Here is a 21,329-nt window from a genome sequence, read left to right on the forward strand (position 1 = left end):
CTGCAGAACGCCTCGGCCGAGCGGCAGCCTGCGGCGTACTTCCGCGACTACAGTCGCGTCGCTCCGCACAATATTTTAGTCCACTCGGATCAGCTGCCCGAGGGCGGCGGCTGGCCGGCGGATTAGCAACAGCATTTCGGTGCTGCGCCGGGCCCCGCCGGCGCCGCTGCGGGAAGCCTAACTCGCGGGGGCGGGCCGCCCGGTCGGCTGACCGGGCCGACCTCCAGATCCTGCCCGAACCGGGGCGTGACCCCCTCCGGGCGCTGCTGACAAGACTGAGCCACGGCTCACCGCTACCGAACGGAGACAACGATAATGGAACTCGACGCACAAACCCGGCGATTGCTGGACGGCAGGAACTTTGCCACGGTAGCGACTCTCGGACCGGACGGATCACCGCAGACGTCGGTGGTCTGGATGGACCGGGACGGCGATACGGTGGTGTTCTCCTCGACGGCGGATAAGCGCAAAGTGCGCAATCTGCGGGCAGATCCGCGGATCGGTCTCACGATTTTCGATATCGCGAATCCGTACCACTCCGTGGACATCCGGGGCACCGCCGAACTGACCGACGATCCGGAGAAAGCATTGCCGCGGCGGCTGTCGCAGAAGTATCTCGGGCAGGACCCGCCCGCCGAACCCGGGCATCTCCGCCGCGTGATCGTTCGCGTGATACCGCACAAGGTCACCGGATTCGCCGTCCCGCACCCCGCGGAGTCCGCCGACGCGCACAACTCATGACCTGAACACCAGGAGTCGCGGGCCGGATACGGTCCGCGGCGTCCGTGCGTCTGTGCGTCGTCCGGTTCGCCGGTTCGTGGTTCGCGCGAACAGGACGAGGCCGGTGATCAGGAGTACGAGAAGCGGCAGCAGGGGCAGGTATGACACCCAGATCGGTCCCTGTAGCGCCAAGGTGACGGTCGTGACCAGGACGCTCACCACGAAGACCGCGGCCGACCAGCGGTGCAGTGCCCGCGTACCGGTCGCGCGGGCGCGCGGCGGGCGCGCGCCCGTCTCCGCCGTGCGCCGGGCGCTCAGGTACGGGAGCACATACAGGTACAGGCCCGAGATCAGAAGCAGAGCGAGCGGCAGCAGGGGGAGATAGGACGCCCAGGCCGGACCCTGTAGCGCCAGGGTGACGACGGTGACGACAACGGTCGCCACGAACACGATCGCCACCACTCGGTGCGTCTGCCGGACTCGTATGTTCCAGTTCATTGCGTCCTCCTCGGCCGGTTCGCGGCGCGGTAGTCGTGCCGCGCGATGCTGATGACGCTAATGACGATGGCCTGACCAGCGCTTCTCGATTCCTGATCAGTCTTGTGGCACGGGTGGCGGTTCAGGTTGCGTCCGCAAGCCCGCGATCAGCAATCCGACCATGCGCCGCGCGTTGTAGCGGGGGCCGGCGCCCGCGCAGAGGTTCCCCACAGCGCGCATCAGTTCGAAGGGCTCGATACCGGGTGCGACCTCGCCGGCGTCCACGGCCGCGTCGAGCAGCCGGGTGCAGACCGGGAGCAGCCGGTCGATGAAGTAGGTGTGCAGGGCTTCGAAGGCGGCATCGCCGGACTGAAAGGCCTCGGCGAGACCGTGTTTGGTGACCAGGAAATCGACGAAGAGGTCGATCCAGCGGGTCAGGGCGGCGTGCGGGGTGGGGCCCGCGGCGAGTAGTTCCGGACCGGCCGCGGCGCAGGCTTCCACCTGGTGGCGGTAGACGGCGACGATGAGGTCGGCGCGGGTGGGGAAGTGCCGGTAGATCGTGCCGACACCGACTCCGGCGCGGGTCGCGATATCGCGGACGGGTACGCCGACGCCGGATTCGACGAATGCGGCGGCGGCCGCGTCGAGCAGGGTTTTCTCGTTGCGGCGGGCATCGGCCCGTTTTCGCGGGGCCGGCGAGGCAGGCATGTCTGGGTCGGCCACTGCGCGGTGTCCTCCGTCCTTCCGGTTGGCAAACGGAACAATGTTCCGTATGTTGGTTATCGGAACATCGTTCCGCTTCTGGATCAGAATGTCAGACCACACCGGCGGAGTCGAGCCGGCCGGCGATCGCACTCTCATGGAGGAACAGTCATGCAATACCGCACCTTGGGCCGCACCGGCGTGCAGGTGAGCACCCTCGTACTCGGTGCCATGAATTTCGGGAGTCTCGGGCAGACCACGCAGGACGAGGTCACGGCCATGGTCGACGTCGCCCTCGACGCCGGGATCAATCTCATCGACACCGCGGATATGTACAGCCAGGGGGAGTCGGAGGAACTGGTCGGCACGGCTATCGCCGGACGACGCGACGATATCGTGCTGGCGACGAAGGCGACCATACAAATGGGCGAGGAACGCAATCATCGCGGCAGTTCTCGCCGGTGGTTGTGGCGGGCTGTGGAAGACAGCCTGCGCCGGCTGAACGTCGACCATATCGACCTCTATCAGATGCATCGATGGGATCCGGGCACCAGCGATGACGAGACCCTCTCCGCACTCACCGACCTGCAACGCGCGGGCAAGATCCGTTACTTCGGTTCGTCGACATTCCCGGCCTACCGGATCGTGCAGGCGCAATGGGCGGCGCGGGAGAACCACCTGAGCCGCTACGTCACCGAACAACCGCCCTACTCGATCCTGCAGCGCGGGATCGAAGCCCACGTACTCCCGGCTGCCGAAGAGTACGGGCTCGGTGTGCTGGCCTGGAGCCCGCTGGCCTCGGGCTGGCTCTCCGGTGCGGTCCGGGCGGGGCGAGATATCGCGACCAGCCGATCGGTCGTGCTTCCCGAGCGCTTCGACCTCACCGTCCCCGCCAATCGCGCGAAACTGGATGCCGTCGAGAAGCTGGCCGCGATCGCCGACGCGGCCGGATTGTCCATGATCCAGCTTGCGCTCGGGTTCGTCACCGCGCACCCGGGCGTGACCAGCGCGATCATCGGGCCGCGCACCATGGATCACCTGCAGTCCCAGTTGGCGGCGGCGGACACGGTACTGCCGGCCGAGCTACTCGACGCGATCGATGCGGTGGTCGCCCCTGGGGCCGATCTCGCCCCCGACGAGAAGCACGACACGCCACCCGCATTGCTCGATCCGGCGCTGCGCCGCCGGTGAGCTGTATCCGCCGAACAGTTCCCGCATACCGCCGACAGGACCGCACACCCCATGCACACAAATCCGAGCTTCGGCCTGATGACAGCCCCCATGCAGGTCGACTACCAGGACATTCTCCGCGTCTGGCAGGAAGCCGACGCGATCGCGGAGATCGAACACGCCTGGCTGTTCGACCACCTGTTCCCGATCGCCGGCGAGATGACCGGGCCGATCTACGAAGGCTGGACTCTGCTCGCCGCCCTCGCCGCGCAGACCCGGCGGTTACGCCTCGGCCTGCTCGTCACCAGTAACCGCTTCCGGCCGCCGGCGATGCTGGCCAAGATCGCCACCACCGTCGATATCGTCTCCGGCGGCCGGCTGGACTTCGGTATCGGCGCGGGCTCACGACCCGGCATGCCGCTCGCCCGTCGCGAATACGATGCGCACGGCCTGCCGTACCACGGCTTCGGCAGTTCGGTGGAAAACCTCGACGAGGCCTGCACGGTGATCCGGCGGCTGTGGACCGAGCCCGAACCCTTCGACTTCCACGACAAACATCTCCGGCTCACCGGCGCCTTCGGCAACCCCAAACCCGTCCAGCGGCCGCATCCCCCGATCATGATCGGCGGCCGCTCGGACGCGGTGCTGCGGGTGATCGCCGAACACGCCGACCTGTGGAACATCCCCGGCGGCGACCCCGCCGATATCGCGGAACGCAGCGCTCTACTGGACCGCTACTGCGCCGATATCGGCCGCGATCCGGCTGCGATCGTCCGCTCGACTTTCCTGCCGGTCGCCTACGACCGCCCGGACCGCACCCGAACCGCGATCGCCGCCGCCTACAACGCCGGCATCCGGCATTTCGTCCTCGGCTTGGACGCACCGTATCCCCCGGGCGTCGCGCAATGGGTCGCCGACGAACTCATCACCCCGTCCTCGTAATCGCGGCCGTGAGGTTCGTTGCAGGTGGTGGCGGTGCCTTGTGCGCACCCCGGAGACCGGCCTTTCGGCCGAGAGGAGCGAAACCGAAAATCCTTGTAGGTCTTGTATCTTGGCGGGTATGGATCGGACGACCGACCTGAATCAGGACGAGCCGCATATCGCTCGGATGTACGACTACTATCTCGGCGGCAAGGATCACTATCCGGCCGACCGGGAGGCCGCGGAGAAAGTCCTGCAAGCACTGCCGGATGTGCGGCTCGCTGCCCAGGCCAACCGGGGATTCATCCACCGCGCGACGCGATATCTGGCAGGCGAGGCCGGGGTGCGGCAATTCCTCGATATCGGTACGGGTATTCCGACCGAGCCGAATCTGCATCAGGTCGCGCAGGAAGAGGCCGCAGACGCGCGGGTCGTCTATGTGGACAATGACCCGATCGTGCTCGCCCACGCGCGAGCGCTGATGACCGGCACTCCAGAAGGTTGCACCGATTACATCCAGGCCGACGCGACCCGCCCCCGGGAAATTCTCGCTGCCGCCGCGCGCACCCTGGATTTCGACGAGCCGGTCGGCCTGTCGCTGATCGCCCTGCTGAATTTCGTACCCGGTGCCTACGAGATCACCGCGACCCTCATGGATGCGCTGCCCTCGGGCTCGTATCTGGCGTTGACCCATCTCACCGGCGATTTCGATCCCGAAGGGGTCGCTGCGACGGCGCAGGTCTACCGGGAACGCGGATTGCACTGTGAACCGCGCGACAAGGCCGGCGTCACGAAATTCCTCGACGGTATGGAGATCCTCGAGCCCGGCGTGGTGCCGATCCACCGATGGCGGCCCCCGATCGAACCGGCGAAGTCGATGGACGCGAAGGTCCCCGGCTACGCGGCGGTCGCCCGTAAGCCCTGAAGCCGCCGGGCCGAGGACCCTGCCGCGCCCCGCGTGACCGGACTAGCCGGCGTGTGATGCGATCCGTTCCCGGAGCGTATCCACTCCGGGGCCGCGCAACTCGGCCGCGGCATCCCGGCCCGAGGCGATGAGCAGCAGGGCGAGCAGCGGGCCCTGCACTTCCGGGCCGGAACCGGTGGTGAAATCCGCGTCCTCGGCGACCAGGGTGAGCCCCGCGACCAATTCTCGTCCGCCACCGAACCCTTCCGCCGTGCGGATCTGCAACCGCAGTGCGTCCACGACCGCTTCCTGTGAATAGTCCCGCGAGATGCCCAGGGGCCGCCGGATATCCTCCCCGTGCACGATCATCTCGACGAGCCTGCTGTCGGCCGGGGCGGGTGGCGAGACCTTCCGGTCGAGCACGGCACGCAGCCTGTCCAGTGTTTCGGCCGGCCGGGCGCCGCGTTCCCGTTCCACACCGTTGGCTGTGAAACGATCGAAATCGAAACGGGCGCGGGCGAATTCCCAGGCGAAGCCGAATTTCGTCGTTTTCGCGCTCGCCACGATATGGGCGAGCACATCGTGCACCGACCAGCCCGCGCACAGCGACGGGGTTTCCCACTGTTGCGCGGACAGCGGTTCGAGATCGGCGATGAGCGCGAGCCGCTCCGCCCGGACCGTCGGCCAGACATCCTTCACGGTTCCTCCCACAGTGGCTCGTGCGGTAGCTGATGCCGGGCAGCATACGGTCGCCGGCCGACAGGTCCCCTCGGCCGTGCTTCCCGCCTCGATCCCGCACCGCAGTCGCCCGGCTGCGGCACGATCAACTCCCGCAGACGGGAGCGAACGCGGCGGTGGTGCCGAACAAGTCAGGTAGGAGACGCCGGCCGGGTAGTCGTAGCCGGTACGGCCGGGTCAGCGCTGCCCGCGGTCACCCGGCTGCTCCGGATGCGACGGCCTCATCCCAGAGGCGCCGCAGGATCGTCGCGGCGGGGTCCGCCGCCGTCGAGCGGTACTCGGTACCGGCCCACAGCGCCATGTCCTCCGGTGCGTTCCGCGCGGCCGCGGCGGCGCGGACCGGGCTCGTGAGGTGGTGGACCTGCGGATACGCCGCCGGCGCGGACTGATCGTGGGTGGCGATGAAATCGTTGTCCAGCCCGCGCGCGGGCCGCCCCGAGAACGCCCGGGTCACGACCGTGCGGGTGAATCGCGGATCGCTCAGCGCGTTCTTGTGCGCCGCTTTCGCCCCGGATTCCGGGCTCCGCAGGAACGCGGTACCCAGCTGGACGGCCACCGCCTCGCGGGCCAGCAATTCCGCGATACGTGCACCGTCGGCGATCCCGCCCGCCGCGATCACCGGCAGCGGGCACCCGGGCGTGATCGCGTCGAGCAGGTCCGGCAGCGGCGTCGTCTCGGGTTCGTCTTCGACCCGGAACGTCGCCCGGTGCCCGCCGCCCTCCGGACCCTGTACACACAGCGCCGTGACTTCACTCTCCGTGGCGGCACGCGCCTCCGCCACCGTGGTCACCGTGGCGATCACCGCGCATCCCGCGTCCCGGAGCCGCCGGACGATATCCACCGGCGGCAGGCCGAAGGTCAGCGAGACCACCGGCACCCGCTGCGCGACCAGTAGCTCCACCTTCGCCGCGAACCAGTCGTCGTCACGCTCCCGGATGGGCGGCAGTTCGATCCCGTACCGGGCGGCGGTCGCGTGCAACCGCTCCCGGTACTCCTGGACGGCGTCCGGGTCGTAGGCAGGCTGCTGGGGGACGAACAGGTTCACCCCGAACGGCACGTCCGTACGGGCCCGCACCTCCCGGATCTGATCGGCCAGCGCCTCCGGCGTTTTGTAACCGCCCGCGAGGAACCCGAGACCACCGGCTTCGCCGACGCTCACCACCAGGCCGGGGGTGGACGGCCCGCCCGCCATCGGTGCGGCAATGATCGGAACGGTCAGGTCCGCGAGATCGAACATGCTCCACCTTCCTCGGCCAACCGGGTCGATGCCGACGTTACCCACCGGCGTCCCGGCGGCGACCGAGCCGGTAGCCCGCCGCGGACACCGGCCAGGAAACGGGACCGCTCAGAAGCGGTCCTTGTGCTCGGTCACCCAGTCGGCGAAGGTCCGTGCAGGCCGGCCCAGGAGCCGTTCGACGGTGCCGTCCGGAACCCGCGCCGCCGCCGGCGGATCGGCATGCCAGCCGATCACGTACTCGGCGTCCGCCCGGGAGACCCCCGCACGCAGCAGCCGGTCGACCGCGGCTTCGCCGCTGATCTGCGCGAAGGAGATATCCCGTCCGAGCGCGGCGGCCAGCAGCGCCACCCGCTCACCGGTGGTCAGCGCTTCGGGGCCGTTCAGGTTGTAGGCGCGGCCCGCGTGACCTTCCTCTGTGTGGGCGAGTGCGGCGATCGCGCCGAGATCGCCCTCGTGCACCACCGCACTCGGTAGGTCGAACGGCTCCCGCACCACACCCTCGGCCCGGATGGACTCCCGCCAGGTCAGTGCGTTGGCCATGAACTCCTGCGGTTCGAGCCTGGTCCAGGCCACACCGGACGCCGCCACCGCGGTTTCGGCCGGCCCGACGTACCCACCCCACAGGATCGTGATCCGCTCGACACCCGCCGCGACGGCCCGCCGCACCAGTTCGGGGCCGGTTTCGGCGACCCCGGCTGTCACGGTGATATGCAACCCGGTGACGCCGTCCAGCGCGGTATCGAGCGTCCCGGGTTCCGTATGCGTTCCCGCCACCACCTCGGTTCCCGCGGGCAGCAGTTCCGCCGCCCGCCCCGGATCGCGGGTCAGCGCCCGCACCGCCCGGCCCCTGCCCAACAGTTCGGCGACCACATGCCTGCCGGTATTTCCCGTTGCGCCCGTTACCAATATCGTCACAGTGGACTCCTTTCCGCCCGTGACGCTAAGACCTGAATATTGGTTGAGGTCAACTCGTCGGCCGTACCGTTGCGCGCCGACGTGCCGGGCCGAGCGATTCGCCCGGCACCCGCGCGAAACGTGGTGACCCCCGCCGCCCGGGCGCTGGATCAGCGCTGCTGGCGGTGGTTGTGATCGGCAAGCTGTCGACCGATGGCCGAAATCGTCGTAGCGTCGGGGAGGTGACAGTGCCACAGGACTTGCCCGCGACCGCGGGCGCGTTGCGGGCGGCCGGGTATGCGCCGCGAAGTGTGAAGGCCGAAATCCGGGAGAATCTGCTGGCTCTGCTGGGGTCGGGGAAGGATCCGTGGCCGGGGATCGTGGGTTTCGACCGGACCGTGTTGCCGCAACTGGAGCGAGCGTTGCTCGCGGGCCACGATGTGGTGCTGCTGGGGGAGCGCGGACAGGGTAAGACGCGGCTGCTGCGGACCCTGCTCGGGTTGCTGGACGAGTGGACGCCGGTGATCGAGGGTCTCGAACTGGGCGAACATCCGTTGGAACCGATCAGTCCGCAGGGTCTGCGGCTGGCCGCCGAACTCGGCGACGATCTGCCGGTCACCTGGCGGCATCGGTCGCAGCGGTACGCGGAGAAACTCGCCACCCCGGATACGTCCGTGGGCGATCTGATCGGCGATGTCGACCCGGTGAAGGTGGCCGAGGGGCGCAGTCTCGGTGATCCGGAGACCATCCATTTCGGGCTGGTACCGCGGGCGCACCGCGGGATCGTCGCGGTGAACGAACTGCCCGATCTGGCCGAACGGATCCAGGTCGCGTTGTTGAACGTGATGGAAGAGCGCGATATCCAGGTGCGAGGGTACACTCTGCGCCTGCCGCTGGACGTGCTGCTGGTAGCGACGGCCAACCCGGAGGACTACACCAACCGCGGCCGGATCATCACCCCGCTGAAAGACCGTTTCGGCGCGGAGATCCGCACCCACTATCCGCTCACCGTGCCGGCCGAGATGGCGCTGGTGCGGCAGGAGGCCGAACTCGTCGCCGAGGTGGGCGATCCGCTCATCGAGGTGCTCGCGCGGTTCGTGCGGCGGTTGCGGGAATCGCCGGCGATCGATCAGCGTTCCGGTGTGTCGGCGCGTTTCGCGGTGGCGGCGGCCGAGACGGTGGCCGCGGCGGCGCTGCGCCGGGCCGCGCTCACCGGGGAGAATCCGGCCGTCGCCCGCCCGGTCGACCTGGAATCGGTGCCGGCGGTACTACGCGGCAAGCTGGAGTTCGAATCCGGCGAGGAAGGCCGGGAGCAGGAACATCTCACTCATATGCTGCGGCGCGCCTTCGCCGATACCGCGCGGGAGAGACTCGGCGGACTGGATCTGCGGCCGTTGGCCGAGGCCGTCGAGGACGGGCATCTGGTGACCACCGGCGAACGGGTTCCGGGAGCGCAGGTGCTGGCGGGTCTGCCGGAACTGCCCGTGCTGCACGAGGTGGCCGCCCGGCTCGGTGCCGATTCCGGGGACGCGCCGCAGCGGATCGCGGCCGCGGTCGAATTCGCGCTGGAGTCTTTGTATCTGGCGCGGCAGGTGGCGAAGGATTCCGATGACGAGGGTATGGCGGTGTACGGCGGGTGACCGTGGTGCGGCCCGGTGAAGAGGCGGTATGACAGCGGCGGATCGGTATTCCTACGGGCCCTACCACGAGGGACCCGATCCCCTCGCGCCCCCGCTCGACCTGCGTGAGGCGCTGGCCGATATCGGGCGCGAGGTGATGGAGGGTTCTTCTCCGCGCTCGGCCCTGGAGGAATTGCTGCGCCGCGGGACCCGGGACCTGCCCGGCCTCGAAGAACTGACCCGGCGGCTGTGGCAGCGACGGGCCGAGATCTCCCGTAATCACCGGCTGGACGGCACGTTGCAAGAGGTCCGGGAACTACTGGACAAGGCGCTGGAAGCCGAACGCCGGGCACTGTTCCCCGACCCGTCCGACGACGCCCGGTTCGCCGAAATGCAATTGGACGCGCTGCCTTCCGGTACCGCGGGTGCGGTCCGTGAACTCGGCGAGTACCGGTGGCGTTCGGAGACCGGACGGGAGAACTACCGGCAGATCCGTGACCTGCTCGGCCGGGAATTACTGGAATCCCGCTTCCAGGGCATGAAAGAAGCGTTGCAGAACACGACGCCGCAAGACGTGGAGCGGGTCCGGCGGATGATGTCGGACCTCAACGAGCTGCTGTCCGCGCATGCCCGCGGCGAGGACACCACCGAACAATTCGCCGAATTCATGGCCGAGCACGGTGAGTTCTTCCCCGAGAACCCGCGCAATACCGAGGAACTCATCGACAGCCTGGCCGATCGTGCCGCCGCCGCGCAGCGGATGCTGAATTCCATGTCGGACGAGCAGCGTTCCGAACTGAACGAGCTACTCGGGCAGGCGTTCGGCGATCCCGCGCTGGCGCAGCAGATCGCCGCACTGGATATGAACCTGCGCGAGCTACGCCCCGGGGCCGACTGGGAATCCGGCCGGCGGTTTCGCGGCCAGGACCCGCTGGGGATGGGCGAGGCGGTCGAGGCAATGCAGGATCTCGGTGAACTCGACGAGCTCGCCGCGCAACTCGCCCAGTCCTATCCGGGTGCCCGGCTCGAGGATATCGACCTGGAGATGCTGGAACGCCAGCTCGGTGCCGACGCCCGGGTGAACGCCGAGCGGCTGTCGGAACTGGAACGCGAACTGCGCCGCCAAGGTCTGTTCGAACGAGCGCCCGACGGCTCCTTGCGGTTGACCCCCAAGGCATTACGCAGGCTCGGTGAGGTCGCGCTGCGGGATATCGTCGGGCAGTTGCGCACGCGCAAAGGGGAGCGGGAAACAGCGCGCGCCGGGGCCTCCGGGGAACCGACCGGTGCGAGCCGCCCCTGGCAGTTCGGTGATACCGAACCCTGGGATGTCTCGCGGACGGTGCGGAACGCGGTGCTGCGGTCGGCATCCACCGGCAGCCGCACGGTGACCTTGGATGTCGCGGATGTGGAGATCGCCGAAACCGAACAGCGGTCCCGCGCGGCGGTCGCGCTGTGTGTGGACACCTCGTGGTCGATGGTGCAGGACGGGCGCTGGGTCCCGATGAAACGCACCGCGCTGGCACTGCAGCACCTGATCAGCACGCGCTTCCGCACCGACGCACTCGAACTGATCACCTTCGGCCGGCACGCCACCACGGTGGATATCGGCGAACTGACCGGGCTGGAACCGGTCTGGGAACAGGGCACCAACCTGCACCACGCGCTGCTGCTGGCGGGCCGGCATCTACGCCGCCACCCCGACGCCGTCCCGGTGGTGCTGGTGGTGACCGACGGTGAACCGACCGCCCACCTGGAACCCGACGGCACCTCGTACTTCAACTGGCCGCCGGACCGGCGCACCCTCGCCACCACCATGATCCAGGTCGATTCCCTGGCGAAACTGGGTGCGTCGATCTCGATCTTCATGCTCGGCGAACAGCCCCGGCTGGCCGCCTTCGTGGACATGGTGGCCCGGCGCAGCGGCGGCCGGGTGGTCGCACCGGATCTCGACGGTCTCGGCGCGGCGGTGGTCAGCGACTACCTGCGCGGCCGGCGCCGCTGACCCGGCAGACGCGAGGAGAGCGGATGCGGTGGGATGAAGGGCAGGCGCGGAAACGATTCGCCACCGCCCGCGTAGCCCGGCTGGCCACAGTGACCCCGGAGGGAAGCCCGCATATCGTCCCCATCGTGTTCGCAGTCGACGGCGACACCATCTACACATCCGTCGACGCGAAACCGAAATCCACCACGGCCCTGCGCCGGCTCGCGAATATCACCGCGAACCCGCAGGTAGCGGTCCTCGCCGACTTCTATGACGAGGACTGGACGCAACTGTGGTGGGCGCGCGCCGACGCCGTAGCGCGAATAGTCACGGATGAGCAGGCGCGCACCGGCATCGAGCAATTGACCGCTCGCTACCCGGTGTACCGGGACCAACCGCCACCGGGACCCGTGCTCGCGCTGGAAGTCACCCGGTGGTCCGGGTGGTCTGCCGGGTAGGGCAGCACGTACTCACCTGTGTATCGGTCGGGATGAACGGGGACGACGTGAGTCTCGGATCAAGGCCGGGCGGCGCCCAGGAAAGCGTCCCATTCGGCCGGTGTGAATACCAGGGCGGGTCCGCTCGGATTATTGGAGTCGCGCACCGCAACCACGCCGCTGTCGAAATCGGCGTGCTCCAAGATGTGATCGAGGCTGTGGACGCTCAACTGGACGGCACCGCGAATCTCGCGGTGCCTCGATCCAGGATCTATGCCTCGGCGATCTACGCTCTCATGGCCAGCGTCATGGAATCCGGCCACTTCGGTTCCAGAATGCTGACCAATGCGCCGCTACTGGACTCGATCTTGTCCGGTGATCAGGGCAGCGAACACGGTGCCCTGATCTTTGCCACGCTGGTGGGTCTCAACGCACTGGAATGACGCCGCTCGACGACCGCGGACCCCTACCAGCGGTGCGATGGCCGGGCCCGAGCAGGCGAAAGTGGTGCCCGGGGCCCGGCGCAGGGAACGGTCAGGTCCTGATCACTGACCGCCCATGGCGAAGCGCAGCAGTGCCTGCTTATCACCTTGCTTGATCTTGCCCTTGCGGTTCAGCACCTCGAGCTGCCAGACATTGCCGTTGCGGAAGGTGCGGGCCACGGCGTTCGCGTTGTCGGCGCCCAGCAGCGACGGCCAGATATCGGCCACCTGCTGGCTGCTGCCGCCGGAGGCGTCGTACACCTTGAACGAGATGTTGTTCGCCTTCTCGAAGGAGCTGCCCTTTTTGAAGGCGGCGGCGACGAAGATGATCGCGTCGATACCGCCGGGGATATCGGCGAACGTGACGTGCACGGTTTCGTCGTCCCCGGCCGCCGAGCCGGTCTGTTCGTCACCGGAATGCAGGACCGAACCGTTGCCCAGCGGGTCCAGCGAATCGAGCCCGGCGAACCGCACCGGTTCGCTGCCCTGCATGAGGATGGCGATGAGGTCCAGGTCCACCCCCTTCTTGCGGCGCGCCCAGCCGAGCGCGCCACCGCTGGCGCCCGCGGAGGGATCCCAGCTGACTCCGACACTCAGCTTGGTGATCCCCGCGAGATCCGCTGCGCCGTCTTCTTTTTTTGAGCGTGATCATGCGGTCAACCGTACCGGCTTCCGGAGAACGCCGGGTGACCGGCGAGTATTGTCATATCGCAGCCGTTGCCCACCGCGCGGGCGGGCCTATCGAACGGTCGAATCGGCGGGCCGGTGCGGGCGTGGCCAAGGATGGCGGACGAGGCCTTCGACACCCTCGTTGAAACGCTCCATCAACCGGACCAATAATTCGATCTCGTCGTCCGGCCAGTCGGCGAGTACGGCGGCGACACCCCCGCGCTGCAGTTCGAGGTCGGATTCGAACAGCCGCAGCCCTTTGTCGCTCGGGCGGATCTTGCGGGCCACCCCGCCGTCGGGATCGGGGACGCGTTCCACCAGATCCTGGTCCAGCATGGCGGCGACCTGACGGTTGATCGTGGATACGTCGAGACCGAACGCCTCGGCCAGTTCGCGCAGTGACAGCGGCGCCCCGAGTTGTAGCCGGGTCATGATCAGATACGCGGATCTGTCCAGCTGGAACGGGGTTCTGCGGCGGGCGGCGGGATGGTGCCGGGACAGCAGGGTCATCTCCAGGACGAGCCGCGCCAGGACCGTGGGGTCCCGGTGTTCCGCCGCACCGGCGGGCAGAGCCGAATCGGACATCCGGCCACTATGGCGTCTGATTCGTCCGATTGCAAAATTGTGCACCATACACAGGCTATGTAACGTGCATAGGGTGACCGCGGTATCCGACGACCCCTCCAGAGCCGGGGAACAGGATCGTCCGCGCTCGTCGCCGACGCTGCTGATCGCCACGCTCAGCACCATCGGCATAGTCGTCTCCCTCATGCAGACGCTGGTCGTACCGCTCATCCCGAGCCTGCCGACCCTGCTGAACACCACACCCACCAACGCCTCCTGGGTGATCACGGTGACCTTGCTGGCCTCGGCGGTGTGCACACCGATCAGCGGCCGGCTCGGCGATATGTTCGGCAAACGCCGCATCCTGCTGCTCGACCTGCTGGCGATGGTGCTCGGTTCGGTGCTGTGCGCGATGTCGTCGTCGCTGATCCCCTCGGTGGCCGGGCGCGCACTCCAAGGCGTCGCGATCGGCGCCATCCCGCTGGGGATCAGCATCATGCGCGACGAACTACCCCCCGAACGCGTCGGTTCGGCCATGGCCGTGATGAGTTCCACGCTCGGTGTGGGCGGCGCCATCGGGCTGCCGCTGGCCGCCGTGATCGCCGAGCACGCCGATTGGCATGTGCTGTTCTGGGCGGCGGCCGCGCTGGGGGTGATCGGTGCCGGGCTGATCTTCCGGTTCGTGCCCGAATCGCCGGTGCGCACCCCGGCGCCGTTCGATTTCGGCGGGGCAGCCGGGCTGGCAACAGCTCTGCTCGCGCTGCTGATCGCGATCACCCAGGGCGCGCAATGGGGGTGGACCAGTTCCTCGATCCTGACCTTGTTCGCGGTATCGATCCTGGTCTTCCTCGGCTGGGGTCGCTACGAGATCGGCCGGCGCCATCCGCTGGTGGATCTGCGGGTCTCCGCACGACCCCGGGTGCTGTTCACCAATATCGCCTCGATTGCCGTCGGATTCTCGCTATACGGCATGTCGCTCACCTTCCCGCAACTGCTGATGGCCCCCGCCGAAACCGGTTACGGGCTCGGCTTGTCGATGGTTACCGCGGGACTCGTCCTGGCGCCCAGCGGTTGCGTGATGATGCTGCTCTCGCCGGTATCGGCGCGGATCTCGGCCCGGTTCGGCCCCAAACTGACCCTCGGCACCGGTTCGGCGGTGATCGGCCTCGGCTATCTGTGTGCTTCGGCGCTGATGGACAGCGTCTGGCAGATCATGCTGGCCTCGGTGTTGGTGGCGGGCGGGGTCGGGCTGGCCTACGCCGCGATGCCCGCACTGATCATGGGCGCGGTGCCGATCACCGAAACCGCCGCGGCCAACGGTTTGAACGCCTTGATGCGTTCGGTCGGTACCTCCACGTCGGCCGCGGTGGCCGGCGCGGTGCTGGCCAATATGACCATCACCCTGGATACTCAGGTCCTGCCCTCGCGGGACGCCTTCCACACCGCCTTCCTGATCTCCGTCGCCGCCGCCTGCGTCGCCATCGCGCTCACCGCGCTCATCCCGATGCGAACGGATGCGCCGGAGCCGGCGTAACCGTGCGCGGCTCCGGCTGCGGCCGCCGATCTTGTGAGCGCCGGTTACGGCAGGTCGCAGCCGGACAGGGACAGCGGTAGGAACCGGCAACCTCGATCGCGTAGCGTAAAGCCCGGCGGTGGAGGTGAAGGTGTCGGAACGACTCATGGAACCGATCGAACTGGGCGATCCGGAATGGATCGAATACGCGGAATTCGGCGAACGATTCGTCGCGCACGCGGTGACCGAGGCGCGGATAGCGAAGGCGGTCGCCGGGATCACCGGCCGCGGGATCGGCATCGGCCCCATCAACATCGGCCCCGCCGGACTCGCCGGATTCCTGGCCGAAGGCCGGATCGGCGCTCCCGTGGTGACACGGCGGGGTTCGGCGGTGAGTTTCGATGTCCGGATACCGGTATCGCTGGTCGCCAAAATCCTGCTCGGCGGGCGCCGGCTGGGCGTGGAAACCGTGGTCTCCATCGACCTCGTATTCCATGCGCGTACCGCCGACCCGCTGCTCATCGTGATCGATATCCCCGAAGTGCGACCAGCGGATGTGAGTGTCCTGCTGCGCCTGGCCGCCGCCGATTCGGTGGCCGAATGGCTGCTCGACCCCATTTCCGGGCTGTTGCAGCGGGAGGTCGCGAACCGGGTGAACACCATGCTGAGCGATCCCGGCGTGATGCGCAGCCGGATCTACGATATCGCCGCCATCGTCGACGGCCGGCGTTCCCCGCACCGCGGCCGCACCGTATTCGAGTGGATCGATTACGCGGAATTCGGCCGCCGTTTCTTCCCGCGCATCGTCACCCGGGAGCGGCTCGGCGGTTTCGTCGCGCAACTGACCCGGCGGCCGATCGAGATCGGGCCGCTGCGCACCGGGCCGCGCGCCGCCGCGGAACTCACGGTGCGCGGTGAAGTCGGGCAGCCGCTGCTCGCCGACCTGCCCCCGGCCGAGCCCGCCGAAGCAGACCGGGCACTGGTGCGGTTCGCGCTGACGGTCCCGGTAGCGCTGGACATCACCGTCAACGTGCTCAAGGACAACCGGTACCGGGCGAATGTCGAGATCCCGCTGATCCTCACCGCCCACGCCGCCGACCCGCTGCTGATCGTGGTCGAGGTGGAACCGCCGGTCCGGGAGGATGTCCGCCTGGAGTACGCGGCGGAGGGGATGCGCGCCGCCACGCTGGGCGTACTCGCCGGGATCAAGAAACAGATCGTGGCCCAGGTCGTACGGGTGGTCGGCAGAGAACTGGCCGATCCCGCCACCCGGACCTTGGACGTAGCCGCGCGCATCGACCGGCTGCTGTAACTTCGGGGGGGGGGGGGGGGGGGGGGGCGGGGGGGGGGGCGGGGGGGGGGGGGGGGGGGGGGGGGTCGGGGCGGGGGCGGGGGGGCGTGCGGCGCGCCCGGCGCGGCCCCCCCGCGGCTCCGGCGCACCGGTGTCAGACCGTGACGCGGACCTCGCCCGGGTTCGTGGTGATGGTGACGATCACCGTGCCCGGGCCGGTATCGGCCAGGGCACGGTTGTAGCCGTGGTCGGTCGGGAAGCGGCCGATCGCGGAGGGGACCGACGAGACGCTGACCTCCGTGGAGCCGGTGGCACCGGAATCGATATTGTGCCAGGACACCGTGGGCGTCACCACGCACGACGGGTCCTGCCGGTCGGCTCGGAACAGGACCGCCACCGCGACACCCGAGACATTGGCGGGTAGCGGCGCCACGGCGACCTGGGTGCGCACCGTGCCGGCGCAGCCCGGCGCCACCTCCACTCGCGCGTCCTCGAAATCGGCGGCCGTCCGGGCGCCCGCGGGCGCCGCGAACGGCTGGGCACCTGCCGGCGCCGCGGCCGGGAGCAGGGCGGATGCGGCGAAGGCACCGAGGGCCAACGGACGCAGAAGCATTCGCAAGAGATATTCCTCTCCAAAGGGGGTTCGCGCGCCGGTTACCCCCGGTGGTGGTCAGGATAAACCAGGGCCTGCGTTCGCGCGGGGAACCGCATAGGCTCGTGCGCATGGGACTCGACGTATATGCGGTCCGGCCGAACCAGGGCCGGGTAACCGATATGGCGGCCTTCGAGCAGCTCCAGGCGATGCCGCCGGAGGAACGCGGGGAATTCGGGTGGTTGCATCCCGATGATCTCGAACCGTTCGAGGAGCTACCCCGCGATTTCGCCGAGGGCGGATTGTTCTGGCCGTCGGACGGCGATCCGACCGGGTTCCGCGGGCAGGTGTACGAGAAATGGGTGTCCGACGAGTTCGGGTTGAGCCTGTACGAGGTGTTCGATCCCGACGACGTGCGCAATTTCCTCGAACGGCTCGACGAATGGTTCACCCGGGTAGACACGGGGGAGGCGGAAGTGCCCTTGTTCGGCGACGACAGCGACGACGGGCACGCGCTCACCCGGGTACGGTCGCTGGCGGCGTACCTGCAGGCCGTGGCCGATCAGGACCTGTGGTTGTTCCCCGATTACTGACCGGCCGGTACGGCGGGGTCCGCAGCCCCGGCCAGCAGGGCCAGGCGGCTGGCGGTGCGAGGGAAATCCGGTAGGTCCACGCCGGCGAGGACATCGCGCAACGGGGCGCCGCCGATCAACGTGAGCGGGATCCGCCGGTCGTGCAATATGTCGACGAGGTGGGCGAATCGTTGCGCGGGATCGCGCCGGACGGTTGCCGGCCCGGGCAGTCCCGATACCGTCCAGTGGCGGTAGCGGTCGGCGAGGTGCAGGTAGTCGATGGTGGAGTAGGGGCGGTCGCACAGATCGGTGAAATCGAACCAGATATCGTCGCCGCGGACCGCCAGGGCGGTGACGGTGCGGCCGCCGATCTCGACGGTGCGCCGTTCGGCGGGATCCGGTGGACACAGACCGGCCTCCACCAGCCGGCCGGCGTGGCCGGGCCACAGGTAGCGGCCGAGGCCGAATCCGGTGGCCGGTGCCGGACCGTGGCGGCGGTAATCGTGCGGGCCGGCCACCTCGACGATATCCAGGGCAGCCGTCAGTTCGGCGGCCACCGGTTCGATCAGATGATGGAACAGCGGGTTCGGCAGCAGGCCCGACGGCGGATAGTTCGATGTGGTGACCAGGGTGATCCGGCGGGCGAACAGCGCGTGTACGACCTTGGCGAGAATGGTGGCGTCCCCGGGATCGTGCACATGGAATTCGTCGAAGCAGACCAGGCGGGCGTCGCCGAGCAGATCGCGCACCGCGCGTTCCCCCGCGCGCGGAACATCGCGGTGGGCCGCGTAGCGGGTGTGGAATTCCCGGAAGAAGTCGTGGAAATGTATACGCCGCTTCCGGGAGATGGGCACGGCGTCGTAGAAGGTGTCGACCAGCCAGCTCTTTCCCCGGCCCACCGGGCCCCAGACGTAGACGCCGCGCGGTGGTGGACCGAAACGGCCTCGCCACCCGGCCGATTCGGCGCCCAGACGATCGAGGTGAGCGGCGGCCGCGCGTTGTGATTCGTCGAGTGCGAATCCCGCGTCACGCGCCGCCGTCGCGAATACCCCGGCCGCCCAGCCTGTTCCCGGCATCGCGCACCTCCCTGTGAGCCCGCGGGCCAGCCTGCCAGGCCGGAACCGCGGAACCCAGAGATGAGCCGCACATGTGAAAAGGATCGCGGCGGGTGACCATCGCACGGCCCGGAGTGCCGATCGACGCTGTGATCGGAACGGTCGCCAGGTCGGCACGGAAGGCCGGACAGCTGCCGTCACGCACTCGCCGTGCCGGCGGACGGACGAGGCGAGCGGCCGCGCTATGCGGCCGGGGTGAGGGTGTAGTCCTGGGGTTCGAGCCTGCGCACCCGGCGGCGGTAACGGGTGACCGTGCCCGGCCAATTGTTGGTGATCTTCCCGGCGGCGTTGCGATACCAGCTGGAACAGAAATTCCACGGGGTCCGCGCGAGGCGTTTCTGCAGGGCGTCGTTGAACGCGCGCTCGGTCTCGGCCCGGACCTCGAGCACATGACCGGGTTTGCCGGCGAGCAATCGCACAGCCTGACGGATATAGCGGGCCTGCGTTTCGATCATATAGATGATCGACCCGACCCCCAGATTCGTATTCGGCCCGTACACCATGAAGAAATTCGGGAAATCGGGGACCGTCATCCCGTAGTAGGCGTGCGCTCCGTCGGACCACGCCTCGGCCAGTTCCCGCCCGCCGCGGCCGCTGATCCGCATCGGCCACAGGAATTCGGTGCCCTTGAAACCGGTGCCGTAGATGATCACGTCCGCTTCGTGCAGCGTGCCGTCGGCGGTGCGCACACCCTCCGGGGTGATCTCGCTGATGGCGGCGGTGGTCACCGCGACATTCGGCTGGGTGAGCGCCGGGTAGTAGTCGCTGGAGAACAGCGTGCGTTTACAGGCGATCGGATAGTCGGGGGTGAGCTTCGCGCGCAATTCGGGGTCATCGACGTTTTTGCGCAGATTCCGCTGCGCCAGCCGTGCCACCAGCCGGCTGATGATCGGCAGCTCCACGAGCCCCAGCGAGGAGATCTCGGCCGTGAGCCACCAGCCCAGCCGCTCCACCAGCAGCATGCCGGGAATGCGCGCGAACAATTTGTGCTGCACCGGTGAATAGTCGGTATCGAATTTCGGCAGTACCCAGGCGGCGGTGCGCTGGAACAGCATGAGGTGTGCGACCCGCGGCTGGATCTGCGGGACGTATTGGATCGCGCTCGCCCCGGTACCGATGCACGCGACACGTTTCCCGGTGAGGTCGACGCGGTGATCCCACAGCGCCGAATGGAACGCCTGCCCGGCGAAACCGTCCACGCCCGGGATATCGGGGAGCTGCGGACGCGACAACTGGCCGACCGCGGAGATCAGCACATCGGCGGTGCGGGTGGCACCGTCGGCGGTGCGCACGGTCCAGCGGCCGGTGCCCTCGTCGAATGCGGCCTCGGTGACCTCGGTGCCGAACTCGATGTGGTCGAGCAGGTCGTGCCGGCGCGCGACCCCGCGCAGGTATTCGTGGATGGCGGCCTGCCCGGAGTAGCGCTGCGGCCAGTCGGGCTTCGGCTCGAACGAGTAGGAGTACAGCGGCGACGGCACATCGCAGGCGGCGCCGGGGTAGGTGTTCTCCCGCCAGACGCCACCGAGGTCCTGGGCTTTCTCGAGGATGGCGATATCGTCGAACCCGTGGCGCCGCAATTCGATCGCCAACCCGATACCGCCGAAACCGGCGCCGATCACCAGCACCGATACCCGGTGTGCCCCACTCATAGATACTCCTGTCCATCGGGCCCGAGCGTGGCGTCCGGCGCCGGACCTGCCGGCCGCCGTCGCCGGATCCGGCACGCTCATGCCCGGTCACGTTCACTGTGGCCTCCCTCACTGTATGCCCGCGGTGCGGGTGCGGATCGAGACTTTCGGCCAACCCGCCGAGGGCCGGGTCGCGCTGCGGGAGAACCGGATGGATGTCCGGCGTGGGGAAAGAGCCGCTGCGTGTCAACTCGTTCACGTGCGGAAATGGCGTTGCCGGGGGCTCGGTGGGGTCGATATGGTGTCGCGGTTTGCCCGTCCTCGTCATGTGAAGGAGTTGCGACACCCGATGGACCCCGTAACCGAACGAGAAATCAGAGCATCGTTCGTCAATTGCTCGAAAGGAGACGCCAAACGCCTCACCCTGCCGGCCGATCTGGACACCCGCCCCTGGGACGATCTGGACTTCCTCGGCTGGACCGACCCCGGGTTGCCCGGCCGCGCCTATCTGGTGATCCCCGAGGCCGAAGGTCTCGCCGGTATCGCCCTGCGCTACGAAACAGGCGGTCCGCGCCGATCGCAGATGTGCTCGCTCTGCTCGACCACTCACAGCAACGGTGGCGTCGTGCTGATGACCGCCCGCAAGGCCGGCGAAGCCGGCCGCCGCGGGAACACCACCGGCACCTACATGTGCGAGGACCTGTGCTGTTCCCTGTACGCCCGGCGTAAGAAGACTCCGGCACTGGGCCGCGCCTACCGCGACGATTTCGATACCGAGGACCGGATCGGCCAGATCGAACACAATGTGACCGCGTTCCTCGGCCGCGTCCGCGCCTGATCGTCATTCGAATCGAACACGAGAGAAAGAGGTTGTGGCCGATGCGCCGACACTCGAGACCCGCTCACACGCATGACCCGGATCCCGCACCACCGCCACGGGATCCGGTCGTGGTGGCCGCCACACACGGCGGGGGGGGGCCGGGCCCCCGCCCCGGGCCGGCCGGGGAGGGGGCCCCCCGCCCCGGGGGGGCCGGGCCCCCCCCCCCCGCCCCCCCCACAATAGCCCCCCCCCCCCCAAAAACCCCCACAACGGCGCAGCCCCG

The 21,329-nt window shown here is 68.5% G+C and carries 23 protein-coding genes; 12 read left to right on the forward strand and 11 right to left on the reverse strand.

The genetic code is table 11. The features are described 5' to 3' along the window. The first annotated feature begins 315 nt into the window (after window positions 1–315). Complete coding sequence (locus QH276_RS02410; RefSeq protein WP_280399023.1) at window positions 316–741, forward strand: PPOX class F420-dependent oxidoreductase; 426 nt, start codon at window positions 316–318, stop codon at window positions 739–741. On the opposite strand, the gene QH276_RS02415 is transcribed toward QH276_RS02410, so the two are convergent. Next, the gene (locus tag QH276_RS02415) at window positions 736–1,218 is read right to left on the reverse strand and encodes a hypothetical protein (protein WP_280399022.1); all 483 of its coding nucleotides are present in this window, start codon (window positions 1,216–1,218) and stop codon (window positions 736–738) included. The two genes, QH276_RS02410 and QH276_RS02415, sit on opposite strands and share 6 nt — an antisense overlap. Before the next feature lie 96 nt (window positions 1,219–1,314). Next, window positions 1,315–1,905, reverse strand: a complete 591-nt coding sequence (locus QH276_RS02420; protein WP_280399067.1) for a TetR/AcrR family transcriptional regulator — start codon at window positions 1,903–1,905, stop codon at window positions 1,315–1,317. Between the two features lie 165 nt (window positions 1,906–2,070). On the opposite strand from QH276_RS02420, the gene QH276_RS02425 reads away from it, so the two are divergent. From QH276_RS02425 to QH276_RS02435, 3 genes are all read left to right on the forward strand, one after another. Next, window positions 2,071–3,090 (forward strand): aldo/keto reductase, encoded by a 1,020-nt coding sequence (locus tag QH276_RS02425; protein WP_280399021.1) that lies wholly within the window; start codon window positions 2,071–2,073, stop codon window positions 3,088–3,090. 78 nt (window positions 3,091–3,168) lie between these two features. Continuing rightward, on the forward strand, window positions 3,169–4,011 hold the full coding sequence (locus QH276_RS02430; RefSeq protein ID WP_280399020.1) for an LLM class flavin-dependent oxidoreductase: 843 nt from the start codon (window positions 3,169–3,171) through the stop codon (window positions 4,009–4,011). A 118-nt stretch (window positions 4,012–4,129) separates the two neighbouring features. After that, entirely contained in the window at window positions 4,130–4,915 is a 786-nt protein-coding gene (locus tag QH276_RS02435; protein ID WP_280399019.1) for an SAM-dependent methyltransferase, read from the forward strand. A 42-nt stretch (window positions 4,916–4,957) separates the two neighbouring features. Here QH276_RS02435 and QH276_RS02440 read toward each other — a convergent pair whose 3' ends face one another. The 3 genes from QH276_RS02440 to QH276_RS02450 all read right to left on the reverse strand — a co-directional run bounded on the left by QH276_RS02440 (window position 4,958) and on the right by QH276_RS02450 (window position 7,784). Continuing rightward, the gene (locus QH276_RS02440) at window positions 4,958–5,593 is read right to left on the reverse strand and encodes a maleylpyruvate isomerase family mycothiol-dependent enzyme (protein WP_280399018.1); all 636 of its coding nucleotides are present in this window, start codon (window positions 5,591–5,593) and stop codon (window positions 4,958–4,960) included. A 232-nt stretch (window positions 5,594–5,825) separates the two neighbouring features. Beyond that, complete coding sequence (locus QH276_RS02445) at window positions 5,826–6,869, reverse strand: nitronate monooxygenase (RefSeq protein ID WP_280399017.1); 1,044 nt, start codon at window positions 6,867–6,869, stop codon at window positions 5,826–5,828. 108 nt (window positions 6,870–6,977) lie between these two features. Beyond that, the gene (locus tag QH276_RS02450; protein WP_280399016.1) at window positions 6,978–7,784 is read right to left on the reverse strand and encodes an NmrA family NAD(P)-binding protein; all 807 of its coding nucleotides are present in this window, start codon (window positions 7,782–7,784) and stop codon (window positions 6,978–6,980) included. 221 nt (window positions 7,785–8,005) lie between these two features. On the opposite strand from QH276_RS02450, the gene QH276_RS02455 reads away from it, so the two are divergent. Genes QH276_RS02455 through QH276_RS02465 form a run of 3 tightly spaced genes read left to right on the forward strand, consistent with a single transcriptional unit; the run spans window position 8,006 to window position 11,821 of the window. Next, on the forward strand, window positions 8,006–9,403 hold the full coding sequence (locus QH276_RS02455) for a sigma 54-interacting transcriptional regulator (RefSeq protein WP_280399015.1): 1,398 nt from the start codon (window positions 8,006–8,008) through the stop codon (window positions 9,401–9,403). A 28-nt stretch (window positions 9,404–9,431) separates the two neighbouring features. Then, a complete protein-coding gene (locus QH276_RS02460; RefSeq protein ID WP_280399014.1) occupies window positions 9,432–11,384 on the forward strand; it encodes a VWA domain-containing protein in 1,953 nt (650 codons plus the stop codon). Between the two features lie 23 nt (window positions 11,385–11,407). Further along, the gene (locus tag QH276_RS02465) at window positions 11,408–11,821 is read left to right on the forward strand and encodes a TIGR03668 family PPOX class F420-dependent oxidoreductase (protein ID WP_280399013.1); all 414 of its coding nucleotides are present in this window, start codon (window positions 11,408–11,410) and stop codon (window positions 11,819–11,821) included. Window positions 11,822–11,880: 59 nt separating this feature from the next. Here the strand turns inward: QH276_RS02465 and QH276_RS02470 are convergent, their stop codons facing one another. Then, on the reverse strand, window positions 11,881–12,030 hold the full coding sequence (locus QH276_RS02470) for a DUF397 domain-containing protein (protein WP_280399012.1): 150 nt from the start codon (window positions 12,028–12,030) through the stop codon (window positions 11,881–11,883). Here QH276_RS02470 and QH276_RS02475 point away from each other — a divergent pair. Continuing rightward, window positions 12,019–12,243 carry a hypothetical protein gene (locus QH276_RS02475; RefSeq protein ID WP_280399011.1) on the forward strand — a complete coding sequence of 75 codons (225 nt, stop codon included), beginning with the start codon at window positions 12,019–12,021 and terminating at the stop codon, window positions 12,241–12,243. The two genes, QH276_RS02470 and QH276_RS02475, sit on opposite strands and share 12 nt — an antisense overlap. A gap of 102 nt (window positions 12,244–12,345) precedes the next feature. Here QH276_RS02475 and QH276_RS02480 read toward each other — a convergent pair whose 3' ends face one another. Together QH276_RS02480 and QH276_RS02485 are read right to left on the reverse strand one after the other, a co-directional pair. Continuing rightward, the gene (locus QH276_RS02480; protein WP_280406583.1) at window positions 12,346–12,888 is read right to left on the reverse strand and encodes a TerD family protein; all 543 of its coding nucleotides are present in this window, start codon (window positions 12,886–12,888) and stop codon (window positions 12,346–12,348) included. 132 nt (window positions 12,889–13,020) lie between these two features. Then, a complete protein-coding gene (locus QH276_RS02485; protein WP_280399009.1) occupies window positions 13,021–13,536 on the reverse strand; it encodes a MarR family winged helix-turn-helix transcriptional regulator in 516 nt (171 codons plus the stop codon). Window positions 13,537–13,609: 73 nt separating this feature from the next. Between QH276_RS02485 and QH276_RS02490 the strand changes: the two genes are divergently transcribed. Then, window positions 13,610–15,049 (forward strand): MFS transporter, encoded by a 1,440-nt coding sequence (locus QH276_RS02490; protein ID WP_432278627.1) that lies wholly within the window; start codon window positions 13,610–13,612, stop codon window positions 15,047–15,049. 130 nt (window positions 15,050–15,179) lie between these two features. Further along, on the forward strand, window positions 15,180–16,340 hold the full coding sequence (locus QH276_RS02495; protein ID WP_280399008.1) for a hypothetical protein: 1,161 nt from the start codon (window positions 15,180–15,182) through the stop codon (window positions 16,338–16,340). Between the two features lie 133 nt (window positions 16,341–16,473). Here QH276_RS02495 and QH276_RS02500 read toward each other — a convergent pair whose 3' ends face one another. Next, on the reverse strand, window positions 16,474–16,938 hold the full coding sequence (locus tag QH276_RS02500; protein ID WP_280401185.1) for a hypothetical protein: 465 nt from the start codon (window positions 16,936–16,938) through the stop codon (window positions 16,474–16,476). Between the two features lie 104 nt (window positions 16,939–17,042). Here QH276_RS02500 and QH276_RS02505 point away from each other — a divergent pair, with 104 nt between their 5' ends. Then, entirely contained in the window at window positions 17,043–17,504 is a 462-nt protein-coding gene (locus tag QH276_RS02505; protein WP_280401184.1) for a hypothetical protein, read from the forward strand. Here the strand turns inward: QH276_RS02505 and zapE are convergent. Together zapE and QH276_RS02515 are read right to left on the reverse strand one after the other, a co-directional pair. Then, complete coding sequence (gene zapE, locus QH276_RS02510; RefSeq protein WP_280401183.1) at window positions 17,498–18,559, reverse strand: cell division protein ZapE; 1,062 nt, start codon at window positions 18,557–18,559, stop codon at window positions 17,498–17,500. The two genes, QH276_RS02505 and zapE, sit on opposite strands and share 7 nt — an antisense overlap. Window positions 18,560–18,780: 221 nt before the next feature. Then, window positions 18,781–20,247: a flavin-containing monooxygenase gene (locus tag QH276_RS02515; RefSeq protein ID WP_280401182.1), complete on the reverse strand. Its 1,467-nt coding sequence runs from the start codon at window positions 20,245–20,247 to the stop codon at window positions 18,781–18,783. Window positions 20,248–20,575: 328 nt separating this feature from the next. Between QH276_RS02515 and QH276_RS02520 the strand changes: the two genes are divergently transcribed. Beyond that, a complete protein-coding gene (locus QH276_RS02520; RefSeq protein ID WP_280401181.1) occupies window positions 20,576–21,064 on the forward strand; it encodes an FBP domain-containing protein in 489 nt (162 codons plus the stop codon). Window positions 21,065–21,329: the final 265 nt, after the last annotated feature.

Origin of the sequence: Nocardia carnea, from assembly GCF_029869215.1 — a bacterium.
GTDB lineage: Bacteria > Actinomycetota > Actinomycetes > Mycobacteriales > Mycobacteriaceae > Nocardia > Nocardia carnea_B.

Bases quoted from the DNA above. Each gene is read 5' to 3' on its own strand.
- QH276_RS02445 (WP_280399017.1), bottom strand. From the start codon at position 6,869: ATGTTCGATCTCGCGGACCTGACCGTTCCGATCATTGCCGCACCGATG.
- QH276_RS02410 (WP_280399023.1), top strand. From the start codon at position 316: ATGGAACTCGACGCACAAACCCGGCGATTGCTGGACGGCAGGAACTTT.
- QH276_RS02435 (WP_280399019.1), top strand. From the start codon at position 4,130: ATGGATCGGACGACCGACCTGAATCAGGACGAGCCGCATATCGCTCGG.
- QH276_RS02465 (WP_280399013.1), top strand. From the start codon at position 11,408: ATGCGGTGGGATGAAGGGCAGGCGCGGAAACGATTCGCCACCGCCCGC.
- QH276_RS02425 (WP_280399021.1), top strand. From the start codon at position 2,071: ATGCAATACCGCACCTTGGGCCGCACCGGCGTGCAGGTGAGCACCCTC.
- QH276_RS02415 (WP_280399022.1), bottom strand. From the start codon at position 1,218: ATGAACTGGAACATACGAGTCCGGCAGACGCACCGAGTGGTGGCGATC.
- QH276_RS02505 (WP_280401184.1), top strand. From the start codon at position 17,043: ATGGGACTCGACGTATATGCGGTCCGGCCGAACCAGGGCCGGGTAACC.
- QH276_RS02460 (WP_280399014.1), top strand. From the start codon at position 9,432: ATGACAGCGGCGGATCGGTATTCCTACGGGCCCTACCACGAGGGACCC.
- QH276_RS02485 (WP_280399009.1), bottom strand. From the start codon at position 13,536: ATGTCCGATTCGGCTCTGCCCGCCGGTGCGGCGGAACACCGGGACCCC.
- QH276_RS02420 (WP_280399067.1), bottom strand. From the start codon at position 1,905: ATGCCTGCCTCGCCGGCCCCGCGAAAACGGGCCGATGCCCGCCGCAAC.
- QH276_RS02430 (WP_280399020.1), top strand. From the start codon at position 3,169: ATGACAGCCCCCATGCAGGTCGACTACCAGGACATTCTCCGCGTCTGG.
- QH276_RS02520 (WP_280401181.1), top strand. From the start codon at position 20,576: ATGGACCCCGTAACCGAACGAGAAATCAGAGCATCGTTCGTCAATTGC.
- zapE (WP_280401183.1), bottom strand. From the start codon at position 18,559: ATGCCGGGAACAGGCTGGGCGGCCGGGGTATTCGCGACGGCGGCGCGT.
- QH276_RS02515 (WP_280401182.1), bottom strand. From the start codon at position 20,247: ATGAGTGGGGCACACCGGGTATCGGTGCTGGTGATCGGCGCCGGTTTC.